The organism is Candidatus Brocadia sapporoensis (assembly GCF_001753675.2).
In the GTDB taxonomy this organism is placed as follows: Bacteria; Planctomycetota; Brocadiia; order Brocadiales; family Brocadiaceae; genus Brocadia; species Brocadia sapporoensis.
The window spans coordinates 1-20,373 of the sequence record NZ_MJUW02000105.1 but is presented as its reverse complement, the minus strand read 5'-3'; the positions used below and the strand labels follow the sequence as shown (position 1 = coordinate 20,373).

At 42.0% G+C, this 20,373-nt stretch carries 22 protein-coding genes; 17 read left to right on the top strand and 5 right to left on the bottom strand.

The window, feature by feature from the left end:
* Nucleotides 1-45: 45 nt before the first annotated feature.
* Nucleotides 46-258: a hypothetical protein gene (locus BIY37_RS10165; RefSeq protein ID WP_070067737.1), complete on the top strand. Its 213-nt coding sequence runs from the start codon at nt 46-48 to the stop codon at nt 256-258.
* A 244-nt stretch (nt 259-502) separates the two neighbouring features.
* Here BIY37_RS10165 and BIY37_RS10160 read toward each other — a convergent pair whose 3' ends face one another.
* On the bottom strand, nt 503-1,363 hold the full coding sequence (locus BIY37_RS10160) for a hypothetical protein (RefSeq protein ID WP_070067736.1): 861 nt from the start codon (nt 1,361-1,363) through the stop codon (nt 503-505).
* Nucleotides 1,364-1,658: 295 nt separating this feature from the next.
* Here BIY37_RS10160 and BIY37_RS10155 point away from each other — a divergent pair, with 295 nt between their 5' ends.
* From BIY37_RS10155 to BIY37_RS10140, 4 genes are all read left to right on the top strand, one after another.
* Complete coding sequence (locus tag BIY37_RS10155; protein ID WP_070067735.1) at nt 1,659-2,966, top strand: B12-binding domain-containing radical SAM protein; 1,308 nt, start codon at nt 1,659-1,661, stop codon at nt 2,964-2,966.
* A 572-nt stretch (nt 2,967-3,538) separates the two neighbouring features.
* Nucleotides 3,539-4,384 carry an SPL family radical SAM protein gene (locus tag BIY37_RS10150; protein ID WP_070067734.1) on the top strand — a complete coding sequence of 282 codons (846 nt, stop codon included), beginning with the start codon at nt 3,539-3,541 and terminating at the stop codon, nt 4,382-4,384.
* 202 nt (nt 4,385-4,586) lie between these two features.
* Nucleotides 4,587-5,273, top strand: coding sequence for a bacillithiol biosynthesis deacetylase BshB1 (gene bshB1, locus BIY37_RS10145; RefSeq protein WP_070067733.1), 687 nt, complete (start codon nt 4,587-4,589; stop codon nt 5,271-5,273).
* Between the two features lie 78 nt (nt 5,274-5,351).
* Nucleotides 5,352-6,359 carry an AIR synthase family protein gene (locus tag BIY37_RS10140; RefSeq protein ID WP_080325013.1) on the top strand — a complete coding sequence of 336 codons (1,008 nt, stop codon included), beginning with the start codon at nt 5,352-5,354 and terminating at the stop codon, nt 6,357-6,359.
* Nucleotides 6,360-6,626: 267 nt separating this feature from the next.
* Here the strand turns inward: BIY37_RS10140 and BIY37_RS13205 are convergent, their stop codons facing one another.
* From BIY37_RS13205 to purN, 4 genes are all read right to left on the bottom strand, one after another.
* Nucleotides 6,627-6,815, bottom strand: coding sequence for a hypothetical protein (locus BIY37_RS13205; RefSeq protein WP_143299247.1), 189 nt, complete (start codon nt 6,813-6,815; stop codon nt 6,627-6,629).
* Between the two features lie 377 nt (nt 6,816-7,192).
* Complete coding sequence (locus tag BIY37_RS10130; RefSeq protein WP_070067730.1) at nt 7,193-7,930, bottom strand: tetratricopeptide repeat protein; 738 nt, start codon at nt 7,928-7,930, stop codon at nt 7,193-7,195.
* Nucleotides 7,931-8,420: 490 nt separating this feature from the next.
* Entirely contained in the window at nt 8,421-9,707 is a 1,287-nt protein-coding gene (locus tag BIY37_RS10125; protein ID WP_070067729.1) for a M16 family metallopeptidase, read from the bottom strand.
* 342 nt (nt 9,708-10,049) lie between these two features.
* The gene (gene purN / locus BIY37_RS10120; protein WP_070067728.1) at nt 10,050-10,703 is read right to left on the bottom strand and encodes a phosphoribosylglycinamide formyltransferase; all 654 of its coding nucleotides are present in this window, start codon (nt 10,701-10,703) and stop codon (nt 10,050-10,052) included.
* Nucleotides 10,704-10,816: 113 nt separating this feature from the next.
* On the opposite strand from purN, the gene hemL reads away from it, so the two are divergent.
* The 12 genes from hemL to atpC all read left to right on the top strand — a co-directional run bounded on the left by hemL (nt 10,817) and on the right by atpC (nt 20,213).
* Entirely contained in the window at nt 10,817-12,109 is a 1,293-nt protein-coding gene (gene hemL, locus BIY37_RS10115; protein WP_070067727.1) for a glutamate-1-semialdehyde 2,1-aminomutase, read from the top strand.
* A 115-nt stretch (nt 12,110-12,224) separates the two neighbouring features.
* Nucleotides 12,225-12,854, top strand: coding sequence for a Na/Pi cotransporter family protein (locus BIY37_RS10110; RefSeq protein ID WP_070067726.1), 630 nt, complete (start codon nt 12,225-12,227; stop codon nt 12,852-12,854).
* Between the two features lie 3 nt (nt 12,855-12,857).
* Nucleotides 12,858-13,100: an AtpZ/AtpI family protein gene (locus BIY37_RS10105; RefSeq protein WP_070067725.1), complete on the top strand. Its 243-nt coding sequence runs from the start codon at nt 12,858-12,860 to the stop codon at nt 13,098-13,100.
* A 1-nt stretch (nt 13,101) separates the two neighbouring features.
* A complete protein-coding gene (locus BIY37_RS10100; RefSeq protein ID WP_143299246.1) occupies nt 13,102-13,557 on the top strand; it encodes a hypothetical protein in 456 nt (151 codons plus the stop codon).
* 5 nt (nt 13,558-13,562) lie between these two features.
* The gene (atpB, locus tag BIY37_RS10095; RefSeq protein WP_080325011.1) at nt 13,563-14,321 is read left to right on the top strand and encodes a F0F1 ATP synthase subunit A; all 759 of its coding nucleotides are present in this window, start codon (nt 13,563-13,565) and stop codon (nt 14,319-14,321) included.
* A gap of 25 nt (nt 14,322-14,346) precedes the next feature.
* Nucleotides 14,347-14,619, top strand: a complete 273-nt coding sequence (atpE, locus tag BIY37_RS10090) for an ATP synthase F0 subunit C (protein WP_070067723.1) — start codon at nt 14,347-14,349, stop codon at nt 14,617-14,619.
* An 18-nt stretch (nt 14,620-14,637) separates the two neighbouring features.
* Nucleotides 14,638-15,147, top strand: a complete 510-nt coding sequence (gene atpF, locus BIY37_RS10085; RefSeq protein ID WP_070067722.1) for a F0F1 ATP synthase subunit B — start codon at nt 14,638-14,640, stop codon at nt 15,145-15,147.
* Complete coding sequence (atpH, locus tag BIY37_RS10080) at nt 15,137-15,685, top strand: ATP synthase F1 subunit delta (protein ID WP_070067721.1); 549 nt, start codon at nt 15,137-15,139, stop codon at nt 15,683-15,685. The genes atpF and atpH overlap by 11 nt, the downstream gene beginning before the upstream one ends.
* A gap of 237 nt (nt 15,686-15,922) precedes the next feature.
* Nucleotides 15,923-17,437 carry a F0F1 ATP synthase subunit alpha gene (atpA, locus tag BIY37_RS10075; protein ID WP_070067720.1) on the top strand — a complete coding sequence of 505 codons (1,515 nt, stop codon included), beginning with the start codon at nt 15,923-15,925 and terminating at the stop codon, nt 17,435-17,437.
* A 3-nt stretch (nt 17,438-17,440) separates the two neighbouring features.
* Nucleotides 17,441-18,313, top strand: coding sequence for an ATP synthase F1 subunit gamma (gene atpG / locus BIY37_RS10070; protein ID WP_070067719.1), 873 nt, complete (start codon nt 17,441-17,443; stop codon nt 18,311-18,313).
* A gap of 150 nt (nt 18,314-18,463) precedes the next feature.
* Nucleotides 18,464-19,888, top strand: coding sequence for a F0F1 ATP synthase subunit beta (gene atpD / locus BIY37_RS10065; protein ID WP_070067718.1), 1,425 nt, complete (start codon nt 18,464-18,466; stop codon nt 19,886-19,888).
* Nucleotide 19,889: 1 nt separating this feature from the next.
* Entirely contained in the window at nt 19,890-20,213 is a 324-nt protein-coding gene (gene atpC / locus BIY37_RS10060) for an ATP synthase F1 subunit epsilon (RefSeq protein ID WP_080325009.1), read from the top strand.
* Nucleotides 20,214-20,373: the final 160 nt, after the last annotated feature.

Sequence of the window (20,373 nt, the reverse complement as noted above, 5' to 3'; positions counted from 1 at the left end):
GGTAAAAGTGGTCAATCCTGTTGAGTTGGTTCAGGAGATTGAAAAATGATTATAGCTAATAGACCTTTAATTGAAATTAATCAACAGGCAATCAGCCTACTTTATAAGGAGTTAGGCGTTGTTGATGCTGTTCGCTTTCTCAAACAATTCACCCAAGGCTATGGGAACTACACTCAAGAACGAGAAGTTGTTTTTGCAAACAAATCTCTTGAGGATATCGTGAATGAAATCGAGAAAAGGCGAAAGACGACAAAATAAAACTTTCGGAGCACAAGCAGAGAAGAATTGCTTGCGATCTTTCTTTGTTGATCACAAAGGCCGCCCAACAGCCGCACGCAACCGACCGCGCTGTCATCTGGCCGGCTTTTGGGTTTGGGGGGCTTGCCCGCAGGCTTTCAGGTGGACAGCCACACGGCGGCTGATGCGGGACGTTAAGCAAACGGCAGAAACGAAGAATCAAGAGCATGCCTCTTTTTCCCCTTTTATATTCATAGCTCTTTCGTTATTGCCCTTTAAAACAGTCCTCAAAGGCATCCAGGAGTTCTTTCTGATTCATGTCCTTGTGCATATTGGTAAGATGGGCGCATCGCTCTTGTTTTATCTTTCTTAACAGCATTCTATTATCGTACAACAACCTTGCGACCGCCTGGATTTCCAGATACAATTCCAGGAGATTTCCATCCGGCTTACGGATAATACAGCGCTCATCCCAGCCCAGCCAGTCCCATGTGCATGCCAGAGATAATTTCTTTGAAATAAATTTATTGAAGATCGCCTGAAACCAGAGACGATGATACCTGCCGTCAAATACGATATATGCAGGCTCGCCCCAGTGACCTTCGCAGGATGACCATGTGGATATCCCTATCGAAGAAACGGCTTTTACCAAACGAGCGATAAAAGGTTCCAAGTCATATACCTGTATCGCGGGGATTTGGTTGCATGCTTTAAATTCATCAAATTTGCCATACCGATGCCGTTCCCAATTTAACCGAAAAAGATCAATAGGAATTTCATGGGTAAATAGCTCGGTCAAATAACCCGAGTTGTTTATATCAAACGAGGGTATATCGATCGAGTCAAAATATCGGTGCCGGTTCTGAGGACTATTCTTGTTGTCGTGTTCATCGATAGCGTCCTGATGCGGCTTATTGTAATTTCTTTTGTAATCGATGTGCTGAAGCGCTTCCAGGAATTCTCCATCCTCTCTGTGTGACTCGTTATTCAATCGCATTTTCCCGGAACCCCTGTCCAATTCTAGTAAAAAGCCTCTCGCGGAAAAGATTTCATAAAAACGATCATGGGCTGACTCTATGCCATGGGTAATTTTTTCGATAAATTTTTCTATGAAAAACGTGTCCATTCCTTATCAGAATTAGAATCCTGTGTGACAAGAAAATCATTTTCACTTAACGAATAATACTATAGCATCCGCCAAGGAAATACAACATTTAATATTGCCGGAGCGCCTTTTTGCCTGATATACTTTTTACGATTTCGTAACAATTTAGTTATTTAAAAATTTCCCATAAAAACCGGGTATTTAATGCAGCAGGGACAGGTTTCAATCCCGCCCCCAACAAGACAACAGTATTCCTACAGAGGGTTTTTAAAAAAAATAAAGTGTTACACGGTTTCTATTTTCCAGGTAATTTATTATGTCTAGCAATAAAATCCTCCTTACGGTCATGCCACCAACGTGGCCTAATACGCCTCCCATTGGGCTAGGATACCTCCAGTCGTTCCTTGAACAAAAAGGAATTGGCGCAGACCTGACAGACTTTAACCATAGGTGTTTTACCTTATCTGACAATCAATTGCAAAAAGATTGGCGGGTGAGTTGTAATACTTTTTTAGAAGAGAATATCCTTTTCCTTATGAGACAGAACAATCATGAAAAATTTCACGACGCGATTGAAAAGATGTTGAACTACGATGTTATAGGATTCTCTTGCTTCAAAAGTAACTTTCATACCACCCTAAGCATGGCGGAACTTCTGAAATCAAAGAAAAAAACCCTTAAGGTTGTATTCGGAGGGCCAGAAGTTAGCCGTCAATTCTTTAAAACGGATGGCAGATTTAATAATGTAACTCTTCAGGCAGCAGATTTCCTGATAGTGGGTGAAGGGGAAATACCTCTGTATCAATATCTTACGGGCAGAACTGCCCATAGAAAGATTGCAATATTTGAGCAACTTCAGGATTTAACAGATCTCACATTTCCCCGTTATACCGGGATCGATCTGAATGCCTATCCCAGGAAGTATACGATACCGCTTCAGTTTTCAAGGGGATGTATCCGAAGATGCAATTTTTGTTCGGAAAGGCTTCTCTACAAAAATTTCAGAACGAGGAGTGTCAGCAGCATTATCGAGGAAATTCGTTATCACAAAACACATAACGAGACACAACACTTTGTGTTTTACGATTCCTTAATAAATGCAGATCTGAAGAAACTAGATGCATTATGTGGCAGCATCATTGACCATTTTGGGGCAGTTCGCTGGGAGGCGCAGATTGCAATCAGGAATGATATGGACAAAGGTCTTATGAAAAAAATGAAACTGAGCGGCTGTTACAGCCTGTTTGTAGGGCTGGAGTCTGCATCAAATACTATCCTAACAAAAATGAATAAAGGTTTTACTACAGAAGACGCCCTCAAGTTCTTTAATGCCCTTCATCAGGCAAATCTCTTCTTTGGTATTAGTATCATGGTTGGTTATCCTGCCGAAACAGACGAGGATTTTCAAAATACCCTTGATTTTATTGTCCTGCATAAGGATATTATACCACAAGTAGCTCAAATTAATCCCTTCACGTATTATGATGGTACATCCGCTGATGAAACGGCGGATTATAGGGCAAATCCCATTGCCTTAAAAAGGATGGAAATTCTTGTTCGTGAAATTAAGAGGCATAAAATTAAGCATACCAATGCATTTATTGGAAATTTAATAAAGAAATAATTTATCACAGAGCCGTTACGAACACAGAAGTAGGAAAATGGAGGGTGATAGAGCAATGTGCTTCATCTTGCTACATGGAACGAAAAAAAATTCCAGCGCTCCCAGAATCCTTCGCAGGTGGAGAGGGGACAGGGGATAAGTTACTGCTTATTTAAGCGGATTGCAGAGTGGCACGGACAAACTTTGTTTGTCTGTGAGATATATTCCAAATCCGTGTGCATATTCAAACAACATGGACAAACAAGTTTGTCCATGCCACCCGGTAATTGAGGACACAACTCGTATTTCGTGCCTGAACGAAAACTACCAAACATGTCATTTCGAGCAGAGCGAGAAATCTTTTGAGCATTGAAATTGTAGGGTTTGAAGATTTCCCTCTTCGGTAGAAACGAAGAAAATATCTGTTTTCGTTCAGATACTACTTAGGAATTTTAATCTTTGCCATGGGAGCGAAACACTTACTGCCTGGCATACAAAATTGCACCCGAGTCAAATATTTGCAAATGTTTTCCCCCAATGTGCAGTCATTCACCATGGCTGCGGCCTTTGATGTAATCTGAAGTATCATACATATGGTAGAAATTAATGAGGTTTCGGTAAATCGTGTCCTAAATCCTACTGCTATAAATTTAGGGGACTACGTAATAAATCCCTATGTGGGTTGCGAGTTTTCCTGCCTTTATTGTTATGTGAGGTCGAATAAGGTAGCCAGTAAGCGAAAGAGACCCTGGGGAACCTACGTGGATATACGAAAGAATGCCCCGGATTTACTGGAAAAAGAAATTTGTGAAAAAAAGCCTAAGACGGTACTTCTGGGATCTACGACAGAGTGTTTTCAGCCCGTTGAAAAGAAATTCCAGCTTACCAAAAGGATTCTGGAAATTTTAAATAACCATGAAGTCCCGTATATCATACTAACCCGTTCCCCCTATGTCGTGGAGTATATCCCTTTGCTTAACCAGAGATTTTGCAAAAGGATATATTTTACGGTAAACAATTACAGCGATATTTTTAAGCAAGCGATAGAACCCAAAAGTCCGTCATTTGTTTCCAGAAATATCGCAATTCAAGCGCTTCTGGATGCAGGCATGCCCGTTATACCGTATTATTCACCGGTTATACCGTGGGTGACAGAGATCAAAGACGCATTCTCACTTTTTACAACAGCGGAAAGGGTCGATTTTGAATACCTGAATTTTAATCTTAAAAACACCCAGGATATTATAAAGAGTATCTCTCTTACAGACCGCGCCCGAGAAAAGAATATCTCCAGAATGTTTTATGAAAAAAACTATTATGAGCAAACATGGGACACCATGGATGAAGAGATAGAAAGGCAGGCAAGCAGGGCGAATAAGCGCTATAAGCGATACAGACACCCTTTTGACGCATTCTTTAAGAATACGTACTTTGATTGAAACACGTGCTCAATAGTCACAAGGGTTCTTCCTGTCCTCCATTCCCTTCATGGCTAAATTCATCTGGTTATAGTATAACCGCATCAGGAATGCGACGGACTTTTTCTTGCATTTTTCAGGTTGTTCAGTACAATGAAATTCTGAAATTTTATCGATTTTTTTTATTTTATCTGAAGACATACAGCATCGGAAAGCGATTTATATGACAACTATTCTGGTAATAGCGCCTCATCCGGATGACGCAGAAGGCGGCATGGGAGGCAGTATTCTGAAATTAGTAACCCTTGGGTATGAAGTCCATATTCTCGACCTGACGAATGGCGAGCCCACCCCGCATGGTAGCCCTGAAATCAGACAGAAGGAGTGGGAACTATCGGCGGCCATGCTTGGTGTGAAAAGCAGGACGGTGCTTGATCTGCCCAATCGATATCTCATGGACGGCATCGAGACGCGCAAAAAGGTCGCCACCGTCATCCGGAAGATACGGCCGCAAGTGCTTTTTCTTCCTTATTGGATTGATGCACATCCTGACCATGTCCAGGCTACGCAGATCGGCGAAGCAGCCCGGTTCTATGCGAAACTGACAAAATCGGATATCCCCGGAGAGCCTTGTTACCCTGATCACATCTTCTATTACCTTTGCTCTCATTTCCGGCTGCACGTCACACCATCATTCATACTGGATATCAGCAGGGAATTTGAAAAAAAACTCCAGATTGCACAGGCCTATCAATCCCAGTTTGCTTATGATGCCGATCGCTGGAAATATATCAGCCGTTCGCTTATCGCAAAGAATCAGTATTACGGCAATCTGATACGCGCGGAATACGGAGAACCCTTTATGAGCCGTGAACAGGTTGGTTTAAAGGATATCCGTGATATCATATAACTGCAAAGACGCACCAAGCCTCCTTTTGAAAGAGGGATTACAAGGGTGTAGGGGGGTGATAGAACCCTACAAATGGTTATGAAATATTTTCCTGTAGGAAAACTTGATTACCGGCTGCTGGAAAGATTCCTGAATTCATACCCCATTACGGATCCGAGGGTTATTGTGGGTCCCAGGATTGGTGAGGATGCCGCTGTCATCGATTGTGGAGAAAAGTATCTCGTAGCCAAGAGTGATCCCGTTACCTTTACTACCCATCGTATCGGCTGGTATACCGTCAACGTAAACGCCAATGATGTTGCTACCAAAGGGGCTACTCCCAAGTGGTTTCTGGCGACACTTCTGCTTCCTGAGGGGAAGACAAACAGAAAACTGGTCACCCAGATATTCAACGATATTACGAAATCAACCCAAAAACTTAATATCACCCTGTGCGGTGGACATACAGAGATTTCATACAAAATCGACCGACCCATGGTTATTGGACATATGCTGGGTGAGGTTGAAAGGGACAAGCTTATAATCAATTCGGAGGCAAAACCAGGCGATGACCTTTTGCTCACAAAAGGAATTGCCATTGAAGGAACGGCCATTATTGCACGGGAAAAGTCTGCACTCATACGGAAGAAATTTGGTGAACGGTTTTTGAAAAGGGCACAGGCATTTATTGATAGGCCCGGATTAAGTGTCGTTGCGGATGCCTTGCTGGCAAATACCGTAGCTGGTATCCATGCCATGCATGACCCAACGGAGGGAGGGTTGTCTACAGGCATTCTGGAGCTTACAAAGGTTTCAGAAACAGGAGCGATTATCCACGCAGAAAAGATCCCCTGCTATGAAGAAACGGAACAAATCTGCAAATTATTCAACATTCACCCGCTTGGTCTCATTGCGTCGGGGGCGCTGCTTATCGCACTCGATCCCACGGACACAAAAGAAGTCGTCGCGATCCTTGCAAAACAGGGTATCGCATGCACTCAGATAGGAAAACTTACTAAAAAAGGTGAGGGCTTAAAGCTCGTTACAGGGGGGAAACCGAAAAAAATGCCTCTGTTTCAAACTGACGAGATCACAAAGGTTTTATAGCAAAAGGGAGCAGAGGGAGTTTGTGGAGTGCTATTTTCAAAAATGAAATTAGAGGCAGTATCATCTGGTATTATAAGGTAATAATGCCTTGATTTGGCACAAACACAAAAATAATCGTTTGCACCAAAGTACTTCTATGGCTCCATGGATTCAATATGCGTTGTCGGGTTGGTATCACAGCAGCATTGCTATTCTTGCCGTTTTTTTAACGGTTTGCATGCAGGAAATCGCTGCCTCACATATTTTTATAAGACAACTTTTCTCTGGCTATTTGCGTTCTTCCAGATATTTCATTAACGCCAGTTGTGAAATGGCGAGCTCTTCGATCTTCCTCACTCTCTGCAAGACATGATGCCAGTCCTCAGCCGTACCGCAGAGAACATCTTCTTTGATCTTTCTCTCTAATTTTTTTAAATCCATCTCTAATAAGTCCAGTCTGCTTTTGAGATCTTTCATGATGGTCTCCAATATTGTGGTTTTTAGCCTATCACAAAGGTAACGAGATATCAATCCGTTATAAAAAGTTCGATCAAAAATGCCGATACGAACGAAAACGCAAACCACGAAATCCATGATTCCGTCCTGATGAGGTCAATTTTATCCATATCTTAGTTATAATAAACGTAACAAATAAGCAGACAATAAGTGTCATTGCAGGAGGGCAGCAAACCGAAGCAATCTCCCGTGACTGGATTGCCTCGCTTGCAATGACAACCTCCTTTTTGCGTTCACGGTAAAAATGTCAAAATTGTCTTTGGAAGGTTCTCATTGCAGCACATTCCCCTCTTTACCTTTTGAGGTACCTGGTACTTATGTGTGAACGATTCTGTATTTTACGGGAGTTCTTTTATGTGTTCACCATCCGTTTGATACAGTAAAAACTCATCTTTGGCTTTATCCGCCCATCCCTTTGCGGAATAGGCAATTCCTAATTTTTGATGTATCTCCCTGTCTTTGGGTTTATAGACCAGGGCCTTTTGGAATTCACGGATCGCATCATCAATTAGTCCACTCGAGAAGCAGGAATATCCGAGATTGTAATGAATATACGCCCTCTGTTTTGTCTTTTTCTCTGAGATGAGTTCCAGGGACTTCTTGTATTCAGGGATGGCCTCGCTGTGTAATCCCTTACAACGATAAGCATAGCCGAGATTGTAAAATGCCTCCGCTGAATTTGGATTTTGAGCAATAGCCGTCTGAAAGGCGCAGATAGCCTCATCCAGCATGCCCATATCCCGGTAGAGCAAACCCTGGTAATAGTAAAGATCGGGATAATTCTTGTCGGTCTCCAATATCTTATCAAAGGCGGCAACGGCCTCAGAATAGTCACCTTGATTTCCACAGGTAAGAGCGAACTGGAATAAGTCGTCGTTGGTCATGGATCTGAGTTTTTCATTCAACTGTCGGGTGTCCAGTTTTTTAGTGCTCCCAGAGTTATTCGTGGTTTCATCACCAATGTCTCCCGATTTATAAACAATTTCAACGCTTGAAGACGCGGTATCATTTTTACTGCAGCCCAGCGTGAAAGCCATAGAGAGGAGCCCCAGAAGAACCATAACAGGATATGTCATAGTAAAAACCTTTCTAAAAATGTGAGTAATTATTTTGACGATATCAAAGTAAAAGAATTACACAGAATTTGCAAGAAAAATAAAAGGGGTCGTCAATTCCGGTGCTTGTTATTTGAATTGTATGGAAATTTTCATTTTATTTAAGCAGGTTCATAGGGTGGCACGGACAACCTTGTTTGTCCGTGAGATCTATTCCAAATCCGTTTGTATATTCAAATAACATGGACAAACAAAGTTTGTCCATGCCGCCCCGTAACCAAAGACATTACGGGATTGAAAATGGAGAATGCATGGTACGCTCTATCATAAACAAGTATCGAGGAGAAGGATACACTGATAGAAATGGTTGTTAACGTCGGGTTCAACCTCCCTGTTATCACTATCCACTGGTTAAACCGTAATTCTGCTTTACAAACGAGCTAATTTGCAAAGAGAATTACCTGAAACCACGGTCACAAATATTTTTCCTGGTCTGAAACTTTGCTATGCCTTATTTAAGCATGGCAATCGTGTGCTTCTTGTTAAGCCAACGGTAGGAGCCCACGACAATGAAATTGCGTTTTTCGGGCACAAAAATTTCTGCAATGGTGTCATGTACGGCTTTCATAGTGATGGCATGTACCTTTTGTGCCTGTTTCTCCGGGGTATCGGGTATTTCCGGGGTTATGAGAAGCTCTTCAATGCCAAACCAATTGGACATGGCGAGGGGACTGTCCATGATGAGTTGCGTCTGGCTGAATACCCGTTCTTCTGTCCTGCTCAGTTCCTGCTCTGTTATCCCTTCTTGAAAAAGTTTATGCACCTCATCCATAACGGCCTTTGTTGTCTTTTCAAAATTTTCCTTCTTTGTTGATGTATAGATGTCAATAGAACCTACATCGGAAAACAAGGTGGGATAACACGTAATATCATAGACCAGACCCAATTTTTCCCGCACGTTGAGTGATAGTCTGGAACCAATTCCTCCGCCCAGAACATCTGCGATAAGGAGCATGATAATGACCTTCTCGTGTCTGTACGGATATGCCTTGTGACAAAGTTTAAAGCTGATAGTTTGAGATGGGGATTTTTTATATAAATATCTTAGCCCTGTTTGTGTGGTTTTCAGGGGAGGTTTCAGGCCTGACATTTTTCCCTGTAAATCTCCAAATATTTCGTTTACGTGGCAGGAGACTTCATTTCTCCTGAATTTTCCACTGATACAGAGTACAATATTGTCAGGAACGAAGAATTTTTTATAATAGGCATATAGATCATCTGCACGTAATGCTGCAATCGTTTTTTCATCTCCAAATAAAGGTGTCTCTGCTGAGCCATCCTTCCACATCAGGGAAAATGACATGTCGTCAATACATACGTAATCCCCTTTTACGTCTACAAATTGTTTCATCTCCTCCTGGATGATACGCCTTTCTGTTTCAATGTCGTCCGAACCGAAATTACCTCCCAGGATAATATCTCCAAGGATACTTATGCCACTTTTTATATGTTTGTTGTGTATCTGGATGGTCACGGCGGAATATTCTGGAGATGTATAGGCATCAATATCTCCACCGATACTGTCGATGGCCTGAAACAGTTCGAAGGAATTTTTAAAACCTTTCGTTCCGCGGAAAAGCATGTGCTCAAGAAAGTGAGAAATACCGAGTTTCTTTTCCTCTTCGTACCGGGAACCCACGCCGATGTAAGCGGACATAACCACAGAGTGAATATGAGGCATTTCAATATAAATGACGCGCAATCCGTTTGGTAAGGTTTCCTTGCTATAGGTATACATTAATTATCAGCCACCTTAATATATGAAATCCCAAATTATATAACGCAGCAAAGCCGCAACCAACCCCACCTAACAAGGTGGAGAAGGGGGGTAAAAAAACTTTCAAAAAAGATTTGCACGGTAAAATGGTAAAACAGATTCGTAACAATTCAGTTTTTTTAAACCCTCTACAGGAATAATAAATATTATTGTCTTGCAGGGGCAGGTTTCAAACCTGCCCCTACTGCTATTCCAGATGTTTAATCTGAAAAACTTTCTTGGAATCGGTACTGGCTATAAGGATTCAAAAAATTTCGAATTGTTTGGAAGTTGTCACCTTATATTTTTGAATCGTATGTTAATTTAGAATTTTTTTTCGGTTTTATCTTGCTCCGGGGTAATTATTCTTACTTTTCTACCTTCAATCTTTAACCTGCCTTCTGAAAAGAGACGTATCGCCGCTGGATATGCCTCGCACTCCTGTTTAAAGACGCGTTCAGCCAGGGTATCAGGTGTGTCATCGTCAAAGACGGGAACGGTACGCTGGATTATAATAGGTCCGTTATCATAAATATTGTCGGCAAAATGTACCGTGCACCCGGAAACCTTAGCGCCGTAACTGATAACGGCCTCGTGTACCTTTCTGCCATAATAGTTGTGGCCGCAAAAGGCGGGGATAAGGCCCGGATGAACATTCATGACTTTTCTCTGATACTTTTCAGGGATTCTAAAAAAATGTAAAAAGCCTGCAAGGGTAATGAGATCGATGGGGTATTTGTCCAACTCAGCCGTAATTGCACGGCTAAAGGTATCCACGTCAGGATAATCCGAATAAGGGATAACTGCGGTATGAATGCCATGTTTCCTTGCCCGTTCAAGCCCGGCCACGTCCGGTTTACTGCTGATAACGATCTGGATGGTGGCAGGTAATTTCCCCGATTCTATTTTGTCGATAAAATTTTGAAGAGTATTACCGCTGCCGGAAATTAATACGCCTAAATTTATTTTTTTTATCATAAAAAAGATGCAAAAATATTGACAATGAATTAGTGTTTTGCTAGTATACTCGTCTTCTTGGTTTTTGAAAGAAATTATCTCATGTTCTTATAAAATATAAAAATACATATCGTATGTCAAAGTTAATTACGGAGAAATCAAAAAAAGCCTTTGCGGAGGCGCAAACTTTCATACCTGGCGGTGTTAATAGCCCGGTCAGGGCCTTTGGCGCTGTTGGTGGTACGCCCATTTTCATAAAGTCAGGATCCGGCTGCTGTCTGACCGACGTTGATGATAATAGATATGTGGATTATGTAGGCTCATGGGGTCCGCTTATTCTCGGGCATGCGGAGCCTAGGATTGTGAAAAAGATTCACGATGCGGTTGCCAGGGGAACGAGCTATGGCGCACCAACCGAGGCGGAGATAAAACTGGCGCAACTTATTAAAGAAGCCATGCCTTCTCTGGAAAGGGTAAGGATGGTTAATTCCGGCACGGAAGCCACAATGAGCGCCATCAGACTGGCCAGGGGATTTACGAAACGGGATGCGGTGATTAAGTTTGAGGGTTGTTATCATGGGCATGTGGACAGTTTGCTGATTCAGGCAGGTTCTGGAGCGATGACGTTAGGGACGCCAACAAGCCCGGGTGTACCTCTGGATTTTATTAAGCATACGATTTCTCTGCCGTATAATGATATCGATGCAGTGCATGAGGTATGTGAAAGACGGGGCAAGGATATTGCGTGTATTATTGTTGAGGCCGTTGCCGGTAATATGGGGGTTGTGCTACCCAAAAAAGGTTATTTAGAAGGGCTCAGGGAAATAACCAGAAAACATGGCATCGTACTGATATTTGATGAGGTGATGACGGGCTTCAGGGTTGCGCCCGGCGGTGTTCAGTCGCTTTATCATATTACCCCTGACTTAACTACGCTGGGCAAGATTATTGGTGGGGGGCTTCCGGTTGGGGCGTATGGTGGGAAGAAAGAGATTATGGATAGTGTCTCCCCGTCCGGTCCCATATATCAGGCGGGTACATTATCTGGTAATCCTGTAGCGATGGCTGCAGGTATCGTTACGTTGGAGATTTTGAAGGATAGTGCTATTTATAAAACTTTGGAAGAAAAATCAAATCGGTTGGCTGCGGGGATGGAGAAGGTATGCAGGGATGCTGGGATACCTGCATATCATACCCGGTTAGGTTCGATGTTATGTACCTTTTTTACCGATCTTCCAGTAACGGATTATGCCACTGCCAGGAAGTGTGATACAAAACGATATGCGAAATTTTTCCATGGTATGCTGGAAAGAGGGTTCTATTTTGCTCCCTCGCAGTTTGAGGCAGTTTTTGTATCAACAGCTCATGGTGAAAAAGAAATTGATTCGACGATTGATGCGTTCAGGGAAGTGGTAAAAGGTTTTTAGAAGTTGCTAGTTCTTTGAATAAATAATAGCTAAAAAACCATGGTGTATTTTTTACTAATAAAAAGACAGAGGAAGCCATTCTGTTTCTCCTTGGCATGGGAAAGGAGGGAAGGTTGTGTCTGCGATAAATTTAAATAACGACTTAAGAGATATATTGGAACGTATTAGTGGTATGTGCTCCAAAATAGAGTCAATGCTGAGTCTTTGTTTGGATGGCTTTATGAAGCACAAGATCGTTTTGATTGATGAGGCAAGGGAGGTGAGTCAGGCCATTCATAATGAGGAGAACGAATTGATAAGTCTTCTCAGTAACAAGGCAACAAAGCCTGACATGGACAAGGAGTTGGTAAAATCTATGATGGCGATCGTTGGTCATTTTGAATTGGCAACAAACGAGTTAGATGTTGTTCTGCAAAATGTAAGGGTTAAGGTAGCCGAAGGGGTATTGTTCAGCGACAAAGGGGTTAATGAAATATCTCACCTCTTTCGGGAAACCCTTACGGTATTAAAAACGACTGGTGATATTATTTTGACTAAAAATGACGTTCTTGTAAAGCATTTGACTGATAAATATGCAAGTCTCAATCAAATTGTAGATGCCTATTCTCAAGAGCATGAGGATCGGTTGATTAAAGGGATTTGTCAGCCCAAAAGCTCTTCGTTGTATTTGAATATCGTTGACTCTCTGATGAAGGTGGTGTGGCATATGAAACAAGCTGTGAATAGATTTTTTGGAAACAGGTGATGCTTGCCCCTCATCAAGAAAGATAAAGATGATGAAACATATCGTATCATAGGGTTGGTTGGAAGTTTTGGTTTTACGACGGCAGGCGCCATAGCAGGTGGCTATTTTCTGGGAAGTTATCTTGATAAAAAACTTGATACATACCCGTGGTTCATGTTGGTCTTCATTATGCTGGGGATTATTGGAAGTTTTATAGAATTTTTTAGGGTGATAATGAAGTTATTAAGCAATGAGAACGGGCGATAATATGAAAGATTCTTTGTTGCTAGACGATGGCTTCCCCGATAGGGTACTGAAGTCGTCATTTTATTTGTCGCTTATCATAATTGCCTGTTCGATATCATATCTATCTTTCATGGGGACGGTAAGTGTTGCAACCGGCTGCTGTATTAGTCTTATTTTATATAAGATGTTGTGGTGGACGATCCAATATGCAGTCCGTCACAAGAGATCTGAAATTAAGGGGTTTTTTCTCAAGGTCAGCCTGATAAAGTACGGTATCGTTGGGGCAATGTTGCTTTCCACATGCTTGTTTTTAGAGGTTAATGTGACTGCTTTGGCCTTGGGTTTGAGTATCGTATTGATCGTACTTGTTATGAAAATTGGAAGTAAATTGCTGGTAAATTATATGAATAAATTTGTTAAGGTTTCTTCTCAAAATATTGACGGTATTTCTATCGATACCAGTAAGAAAGGGGTGTAACTCACGTGTCTGGTGGCGGAGGTGAACTAACAACTGAATTACCATCGTTTGTAGATTTTGCGCCTATAGAGGCCCATAGCCATTTCTTCGGTATCACAAAGCACGAGTTGGTACCGATAATTATGTCTGCTGTTATAATCATATTCTTGTGCCTGTTTTCGATACTTGCCACAATTCGATTAAAAAAAATACCCGGAAGGCTGCAAAGCCTGCTGGAAATTATTGTGGAAGGACTTGAAAACTTTACTAAATCACAGATGGGGCGCGCTGCCGGACCGTTTATACCATTTATTGGTACTTTGTTCATATATATTTTTGCCATGAATATGTTAGGACAGATACCTCTCTTCCATTCACCCACAAGTAACTTCAACACGACTATTTCTTTGACATTAATTGTGTTTTTTGTTACTCACTACCAGGGAATCAAAAACAATGGTGTCACGGGGTATCTTAAGCATATGGCCGGTAAACCAATCTGGCTTGCCCCGCTGGTATTTCCCTTGCATTTGATGCAGGAACTACTCTCCCGTCCACTGTCGCTTTCCATGCGTCTTTTTGGAAACATTATGGGTGAGGATACGATTATTGCAATATTTATCGGTCTCTCGCCGTTTCTTCTGGGTCTTATTCCAGTTCCGATGCATTTACCAATGGTTTTCCTTGCCTTATTAGGAAGTACCATACAGGCGATGATATTTTCTCTTTTAGCAAGTTTCTATATTGCGGGTGCAATTGGCATCCATGAGGAAGAACATCATTAAATTTTTTTAAAAAGGAGGTTACGTCGTGATTTATTTTGCGTTATTGGCGATAGCAGTGGCTTTGATTGCAGTTGCAGCATTTGGTTGCGGTATTGCGCAGGGTATTGCGGTTTATGGTGCTGCTAATAGTATGGCCAGACAACCAGAGATTGCCGGGAAAATACAGCTTGTTATGTTTGTTGGTTTGGCATTCATCGAATCTTTAACGATTTACTCGTTGATGATGTCTTTTATATTGGTTGGTAAATTACCAAAGACAGAAGCAGTCCTTGAGTTAATTCAGCATGCGGTTAAATAAACGTAGGAGGAAATTGGATTGGATATTTTAAATACCCTTGGAATTAATTTCAAATCCATAATTATCCAGGGTGTAGGTTTCTTAATATTGCTTTTTGTACTCAAAAAGTTCCTTTTTGGTAAGATTTCTGCCATAATGAAGGCCAGAACTGACGAGGTAAAAAATACCTATGAAAAAACCGAGAAGGATAGGGCCGAGGCTGAGAGACTGATGCTGGAATATCAAAAAAAACTTACTGAGGCTGAAGCAGAGGCTGCAAGGAAGGTCCAGGAAGCCATCAACGAAGGAAATCGGATTAGTGAAGAAATTGTTAAACGCGCCAAGGAAGAGGTAGAGCAGATCCGGTTAAAGGCACAAGAAAGTATAGAGCAGGAACGGAAGAGGGCCTTGGCAGATATTAGGAATCAGGTAGTAACTCTTTCTGTTTTAGCTTCTTCGAAAATCATTCAGCAATCCATAAGTCAAAAGACGGCAGAGAAGCTTGTTGATGACTTTATTGAAGAAATAGGGGAATTGAGTGTTAGATAAAAGTATTGCAATTACATTTATCAAAGCCCTTTCAGAAATAGCTTTAAAGAAGGGGCAGTTTGAACAGATTGTAAAAGATTTGGATATGGTGTGTGATGTAATTTTAAAGCAGGATAACCTTAAGAAGGTCTTGTTTCATCCATCGATTCCGCGAAGCAGCAAGAAGGATTTGATCACGAAAGTCTTTGGTAAATCGGTTTCTGATCTTATGATGAATTTTTTGCGCTTATTGATTGACCGCCGGAAAGAAGGGATTTTGGAGTTTATCCCTGATGTATATAAAACGGTCATTGAAGAAAAGAAGAATGTTATAAAAGCTACGGTACAGACAGTAGTGCCTTTAACAGGTGATCGGTTAGATAATTTTAAGAAACAATTAAAAAAGATCACTGGTAAAACTGTAGAATTAGAGATTGTTCAGAATCCAAACATTCTGGGTGGGATGATAATTAAAATCGGCAACAAGATGATAGACGGAAGTGTTGCGAATAGGTTAAAAAATCTAAAAACCAAACTCCTGTCATTGCGAACAGTATAGGTTATGTGTCCTCTTCATTAAAGAGTTGCTCGTGAGAGTTGATTTATATATCTATCGCAATAATTAATTTTCAAGTTTGATGAAATGAAAGAAATTGGTGTCGGGAGCATCTCTCCCGCCACGCATTTTTCGATTATTAAATTCTTCCGGCAGGGTATGTTTTCTGAATGATAATGAATAGAACAATGTCATTCTGAGTAAAATGAAAGATCTTATTTACAATTAGGAGTATGTAATATGGCATTAGCATCCACGGACATTACTTCAATCATCAAAAAAGAGATTGAAGGGTATGAAGAAAAACTGAAATTAGAAAATGTGGGACACGTCATGCAGGTCGGTGACGGGGTTGCCCGTATTTACGGACTTGATGATTGTTTGTCCAGTGAACTACTAGAATTTCCTGAAAATGTGTACGGTATTGCCATGAACCTTGAAGAAGATAATGTCGGTGCTATTCTCCTTGGTTCTGATGAAAAAATTAGAGAAGGTGATATTGTTAAGACTACCGGAAAGATTGTCCAGGTACCTGTGGGTAAGGCTTTATTAGGCCGTGTTGTGAATGCTCTGGGGCAACCAATCGATGGGAAAGGCCCTATTGCAGTCGATCACTACAGGCCGATTGAAGGCCCTTCACCCAACGTTGTTGAGCGGCAGCCTGTGAAAGAACCATTACAAACGGGTATCAAGGCAATCGATGCTATGATTCCGATCGGCAGAGGCCAGCGAGAGCTTATTATTGGTGACAGACAAACGGGTAAAACTGCAATTCTTATTGATACAATAATCAATCAGCGTGAGTCAGGAGTTTATTGCATTTACGTGGCAATTGGTCAAAAGATGTCCACGGTAGCCGATGTCGTCAAAACGCTGGAAGATTATAAGGTGATGGACTTAAGCATCGTTGTCGTTGCCTCTGCATCAGACCCGGCACCGCTTCAATATATTGCGCCTTATGCAGGTTGCGCCATGGGTGAATATTTCAGGGATAATGGAATGCATGCCGTGGTCATGTACGATGACTTGTATAAACACGCTATTGCCTATCGTCAGATTTCCCTGTTATTGCGGCGTCCGCCAGGCCGTGAGGCATTTCCCGGCGATATTTTCAACATACATTCCCGTTTATTGGAAAGGGCAGCCAAACTGAATAACGAACTTGGTGGCGGTTCTTTAACAGCACTTCCGGTTGTAGAAACGCAGGCAGGAGATTATTCGGCCTATATTCCTACAAATGTTATTTCTATTACGGACGGTCAGATCTACCTGGAAAGTGATTTGTTCAATGCCGGTATACGTCCCGCTATCTCGGTAGGTCTGTCGGTATCCAGGGTTGGTGGAAATGCACAGATTCCTGCAATGAAAAAGGTTGCTGGTACCTTACGGTTAACCTTAGCCCAGTATAGAGAATTAGCCTCTTTTGCTCAGTTTGGCTCTGAATTGGATAAATTTACCCAGGCACAGTTAGCAAAGGGCAGCAGGCTCGTAGAGGTATTGAAACAGCCGCAATATGCACCGGTGCCGGTAGAAGATCAGATCATGACAATCTTTGCAGGCATTAATGGATATCTGGACGATGTTGCCGTGGATAAGGTCAGGATTTTTGAAAAGGAATTCCTGAAATTTATGAAGGAGAAGTATGCCGCCATTGGAATCGAGATCAGAGAAAAGAAAAAGCTCGATCCCGAAATAACTAATAAATTAGAGAACGCTATCAAAGAATTCAAACAAACCTTTGCAAAAAAGGGCTAGGGAATGCTGAGTACGAGAGAAATTAAACAACGGATCAGAAGTATTACGAGCATCAAGCAGATTACCCGTGCTATGGAAATGGTGGCGGCGAGCAGGCTTAAAAAAGTCGAGTCAAGGGTACTCGCCTCGCGTACCTATACGGAAAAGATGCATTCCGTTTTAAGCCACCTGGTATCTTCGCTGGAGAGTACACATCCATGGTTTGCAGAGAAAGAGCAAGAGGCACCTGTTATAAAAATTATCCTGATTACGGCGGATAAGGGACTTTGCGGGGCTTATAATAATAATATAATCCAGAAAGCAATGAAATTCATCAGGGAAAAGGCTCGCAAGGAGATCAAGCTTACCCTTATTGGTAAGAAGGGATACCTGTACTTTACTAAAGGGAGGTATGCTTCTCTCATAGAAAAATATATTCCGGAAAATGTAGAGAAACTCGGATATGCTCATGTGCAGGCATTAGCTGGCCAGTTGATAAAAGGATACGAGAGAAATGAGTTTGGAGAATTGCATATATTCTTTACAAAATTTCATACCGTGATGCAATCCTTCCCTACAAGTATGAGATTGTTGCCTATAGAAAAAGGCGCGTTTGAATCAACGGAGAAAAAATCCGGGGGAGAATGTATCTTTGAACCATCCGCAGAGCAGATTATCAATCATCTTTTCCCAAAATTTATAGAAACCCGACTTTATCAATGCATTTTAGAATCATTGACGTCAGAGTATGCCGCCAGACGTGTTGCCATGATTGCTGCAACAGAAAATGCCGGTGAAATGATTGAAGAATTAACCAGTTCGTACAATAAGGCCAGACAGGCGGCAATCACCAAAGAATTGCTGGAGGTTGTCTCTGGTGCGGAGGCTCTTGTGTGACAATGAGATAATATATTACAGGAAACGTGGATCATTAAGTCTGCGATTAAGGCCGCGTTATATCAATAAACGAAAATATTTAAAGGCTTTTTCCACCGTGTTCTGTGGTTAAGTTTAACAATAATCGAAAAGAAGGAAGGAGCAAAAAAGTTGGCTAAAAAAGTTAAAGAAAGTAAAGAGAATAAAGGCGCCATTGTGCAGGTGATAGGACCTGTCGTGGACGTACGGTTTTCGCCGGGCACGCTTCCTGCTATAAAAAATGCTGTTCATATAAAAGATACCAAGCAGAATATTTCCGTTGTTGCGGAAGTCGCTCAACACTTGGGAAACGATACCGCCCGTTGTATTGCTATGTCTTCAACAGATGGGCTTATGAGAGGAATGGATGCCATTGATACCGGTGCGCCAATCACCGTGCCGGTAGGGAAAGAGGTATTAGGAAGGGTCTTTAATCTGTTGGGTGAGCCTATTGATAAGCTGGGTGAAGTGAAGGCTGTTAACCGCCTTGCTATTCACCGTGCATCACCTTCCTTTGAGGAAAGAGAGACTGTCACAACAGTATTGGAAACGGGTTTAAAAGTTATCGATCTCCTTGCGCCTTTCGCGCGTGGCGGCAAGATTGGGATGTTCGGTGGTGCCGGGGTAGGCAAGACGGTTTTGATCATGGAGCTTATCAGAAGCATTGCTACAGAACATGGTGGCTATTCAGCATTTGCAGGCGTCGGTGAAAGAACCCGTGAGGGGAATGACCTCTGGCTTGAAATGAAGGAATCCGGTGTTATTGATAAAACTGTGCTGGTTTTCGGTCAGATGAATGAACCACCGGGAGCCAGATTGAGGATCGCTTTAACGGGATTGACCATGGCAGAGTATTTCAGAGATACGGAAGGACAAGACGTGCTCTTGTTTATTGATAACATCTTCCGGTTTGTGCAAGCCGGCTCAGAGGTGTCAGCGCTTTTGGGCAGGATGCCTTCTGCGGTGGGTTATCAGCCTACATTGGCTACGGAAATGGGTGATTTGCAGGAACGGATTACAACGACAAAGAAGGGTTCGATTACATCATTACAGGCTGTTTACGTTCCTGCTGATGACTTCACCGATCCAGCTCCTGTAACGACCTTCCCTCACCTGGATGCTACGATTGCTCTGTCGCGTCAAATTGCTGAATTAGGTATTTATCCTGCGGTCGATCCATTGCGATCAACCTCCAGAATCCTTGATCCGCGGATTGTAGGGCAGGAACATTACGAGGTTGCTCGTGAGGTTCAGAGGATACTACAGCGTTATAAGGAACTTCAGGATTTCATTGCTATTTTGGGAATGGAAGAACTTTCAGAAGAGGATAAGATATTGGTGGGTAGGGCGAGAAGGCTGCAGCGATTCCTGTCACAACCGTTCTTTGTCGCCGAACAGTTTACCGGAACAAAAGGAAAGTATGTATCTTTGAAGGAGACGATAAGGGCGTTTAAGGAGGTGGTTGAAGGTAAGCATGATAGTTTGCCAGAGCAGGCCTTCTACATGGTTGGAGGGATTGACGAGGTGATTGAAAAGGCAAAACAGATGGGTGGATAAAATGGCGAAAACATTTAAATTTGAAGTTATTACTCCTGAAAGGGTAATTTATACGGATTCAGTGCTCGGTATTATTGCTGATGGGACGGAAGGCTCCTTGGGAATACTTGCAGATCACGCTCCACTGATTACAGGGCTCAAGAGGGGTTATCTTACGGTAAATGAAGTGAATAACAAGGCGTTACGATTTATACTTGACGGAGGTTTTCTGGAGGTGTTGAACAATACTGCCGTCGTCCTTACTGAACGGTGCGTAACGGAAAGCGAAGTTGAAAGGGCACGAGCTAATAATGAGAATATCGAATCCTACGCATGGGTGCCCTAATCAATATACACCTTTTATGACGATGTCATTGTACAATAGCTTGAAACTTTTGTTTGAGCTAAACCCGAAGGTTTTCCATACAATAATTTAATTGTATAGAAATTTTCAGCATTGTCCGGTTAGGAAATTGCGTAATACAGGTATCAAGAAAAACGAGAAA

Excerpts from the sequence above, each read along its gene's own strand:
- atpC (WP_080325009.1), top strand. The coding sequence starts at position 19,890 with ATGGCGAAAACATTTAAATTTGAAGTTATTACTCCTGAAAGGGTAATT.
- BIY37_RS10140 (WP_080325013.1), top strand. The coding sequence starts at position 5,352 with ATGAAATATTTTCCTGTAGGAAAACTTGATTACCGGCTGCTGGAAAGA.
- hemL (WP_070067727.1), top strand. The coding sequence starts at position 10,817 with ATGTCAAAGTTAATTACGGAGAAATCAAAAAAAGCCTTTGCGGAGGCG.
- BIY37_RS10160 (WP_070067736.1), bottom strand. The coding sequence starts at position 1,363 with ATGGACACGTTTTTCATAGAAAAATTTATCGAAAAAATTACCCATGGC.
- BIY37_RS13205 (WP_143299247.1), bottom strand. The coding sequence starts at position 6,815 with ATGAAAGATCTCAAAAGCAGACTGGACTTATTAGAGATGGATTTAAAA.
- BIY37_RS10130 (WP_070067730.1), bottom strand. The coding sequence starts at position 7,930 with ATGACATATCCTGTTATGGTTCTTCTGGGGCTCCTCTCTATGGCTTTC.
- BIY37_RS10155 (WP_070067735.1), top strand. The coding sequence starts at position 1,659 with ATGTCTAGCAATAAAATCCTCCTTACGGTCATGCCACCAACGTGGCCT.
- BIY37_RS10100 (WP_143299246.1), top strand. The coding sequence starts at position 13,102 with ATGAAAGATTCTTTGTTGCTAGACGATGGCTTCCCCGATAGGGTACTG.
- BIY37_RS10125 (WP_070067729.1), bottom strand. The coding sequence starts at position 9,707 with ATGTATACCTATAGCAAGGAAACCTTACCAAACGGATTGCGCGTCATT.
- BIY37_RS10150 (WP_070067734.1), top strand. The coding sequence starts at position 3,539 with ATGGTAGAAATTAATGAGGTTTCGGTAAATCGTGTCCTAAATCCTACT.
- atpA (WP_070067720.1), top strand. The coding sequence starts at position 15,923 with ATGGCATTAGCATCCACGGACATTACTTCAATCATCAAAAAAGAGATT.
- atpG (WP_070067719.1), top strand. The coding sequence starts at position 17,441 with ATGCTGAGTACGAGAGAAATTAAACAACGGATCAGAAGTATTACGAGC.
- bshB1 (WP_070067733.1), top strand. The coding sequence starts at position 4,587 with ATGACAACTATTCTGGTAATAGCGCCTCATCCGGATGACGCAGAAGGC.
- BIY37_RS10165 (WP_070067737.1), top strand. The coding sequence starts at position 46 with ATGATTATAGCTAATAGACCTTTAATTGAAATTAATCAACAGGCAATC.
- purN (WP_070067728.1), bottom strand. The coding sequence starts at position 10,703 with ATGATAAAAAAAATAAATTTAGGCGTATTAATTTCCGGCAGCGGTAAT.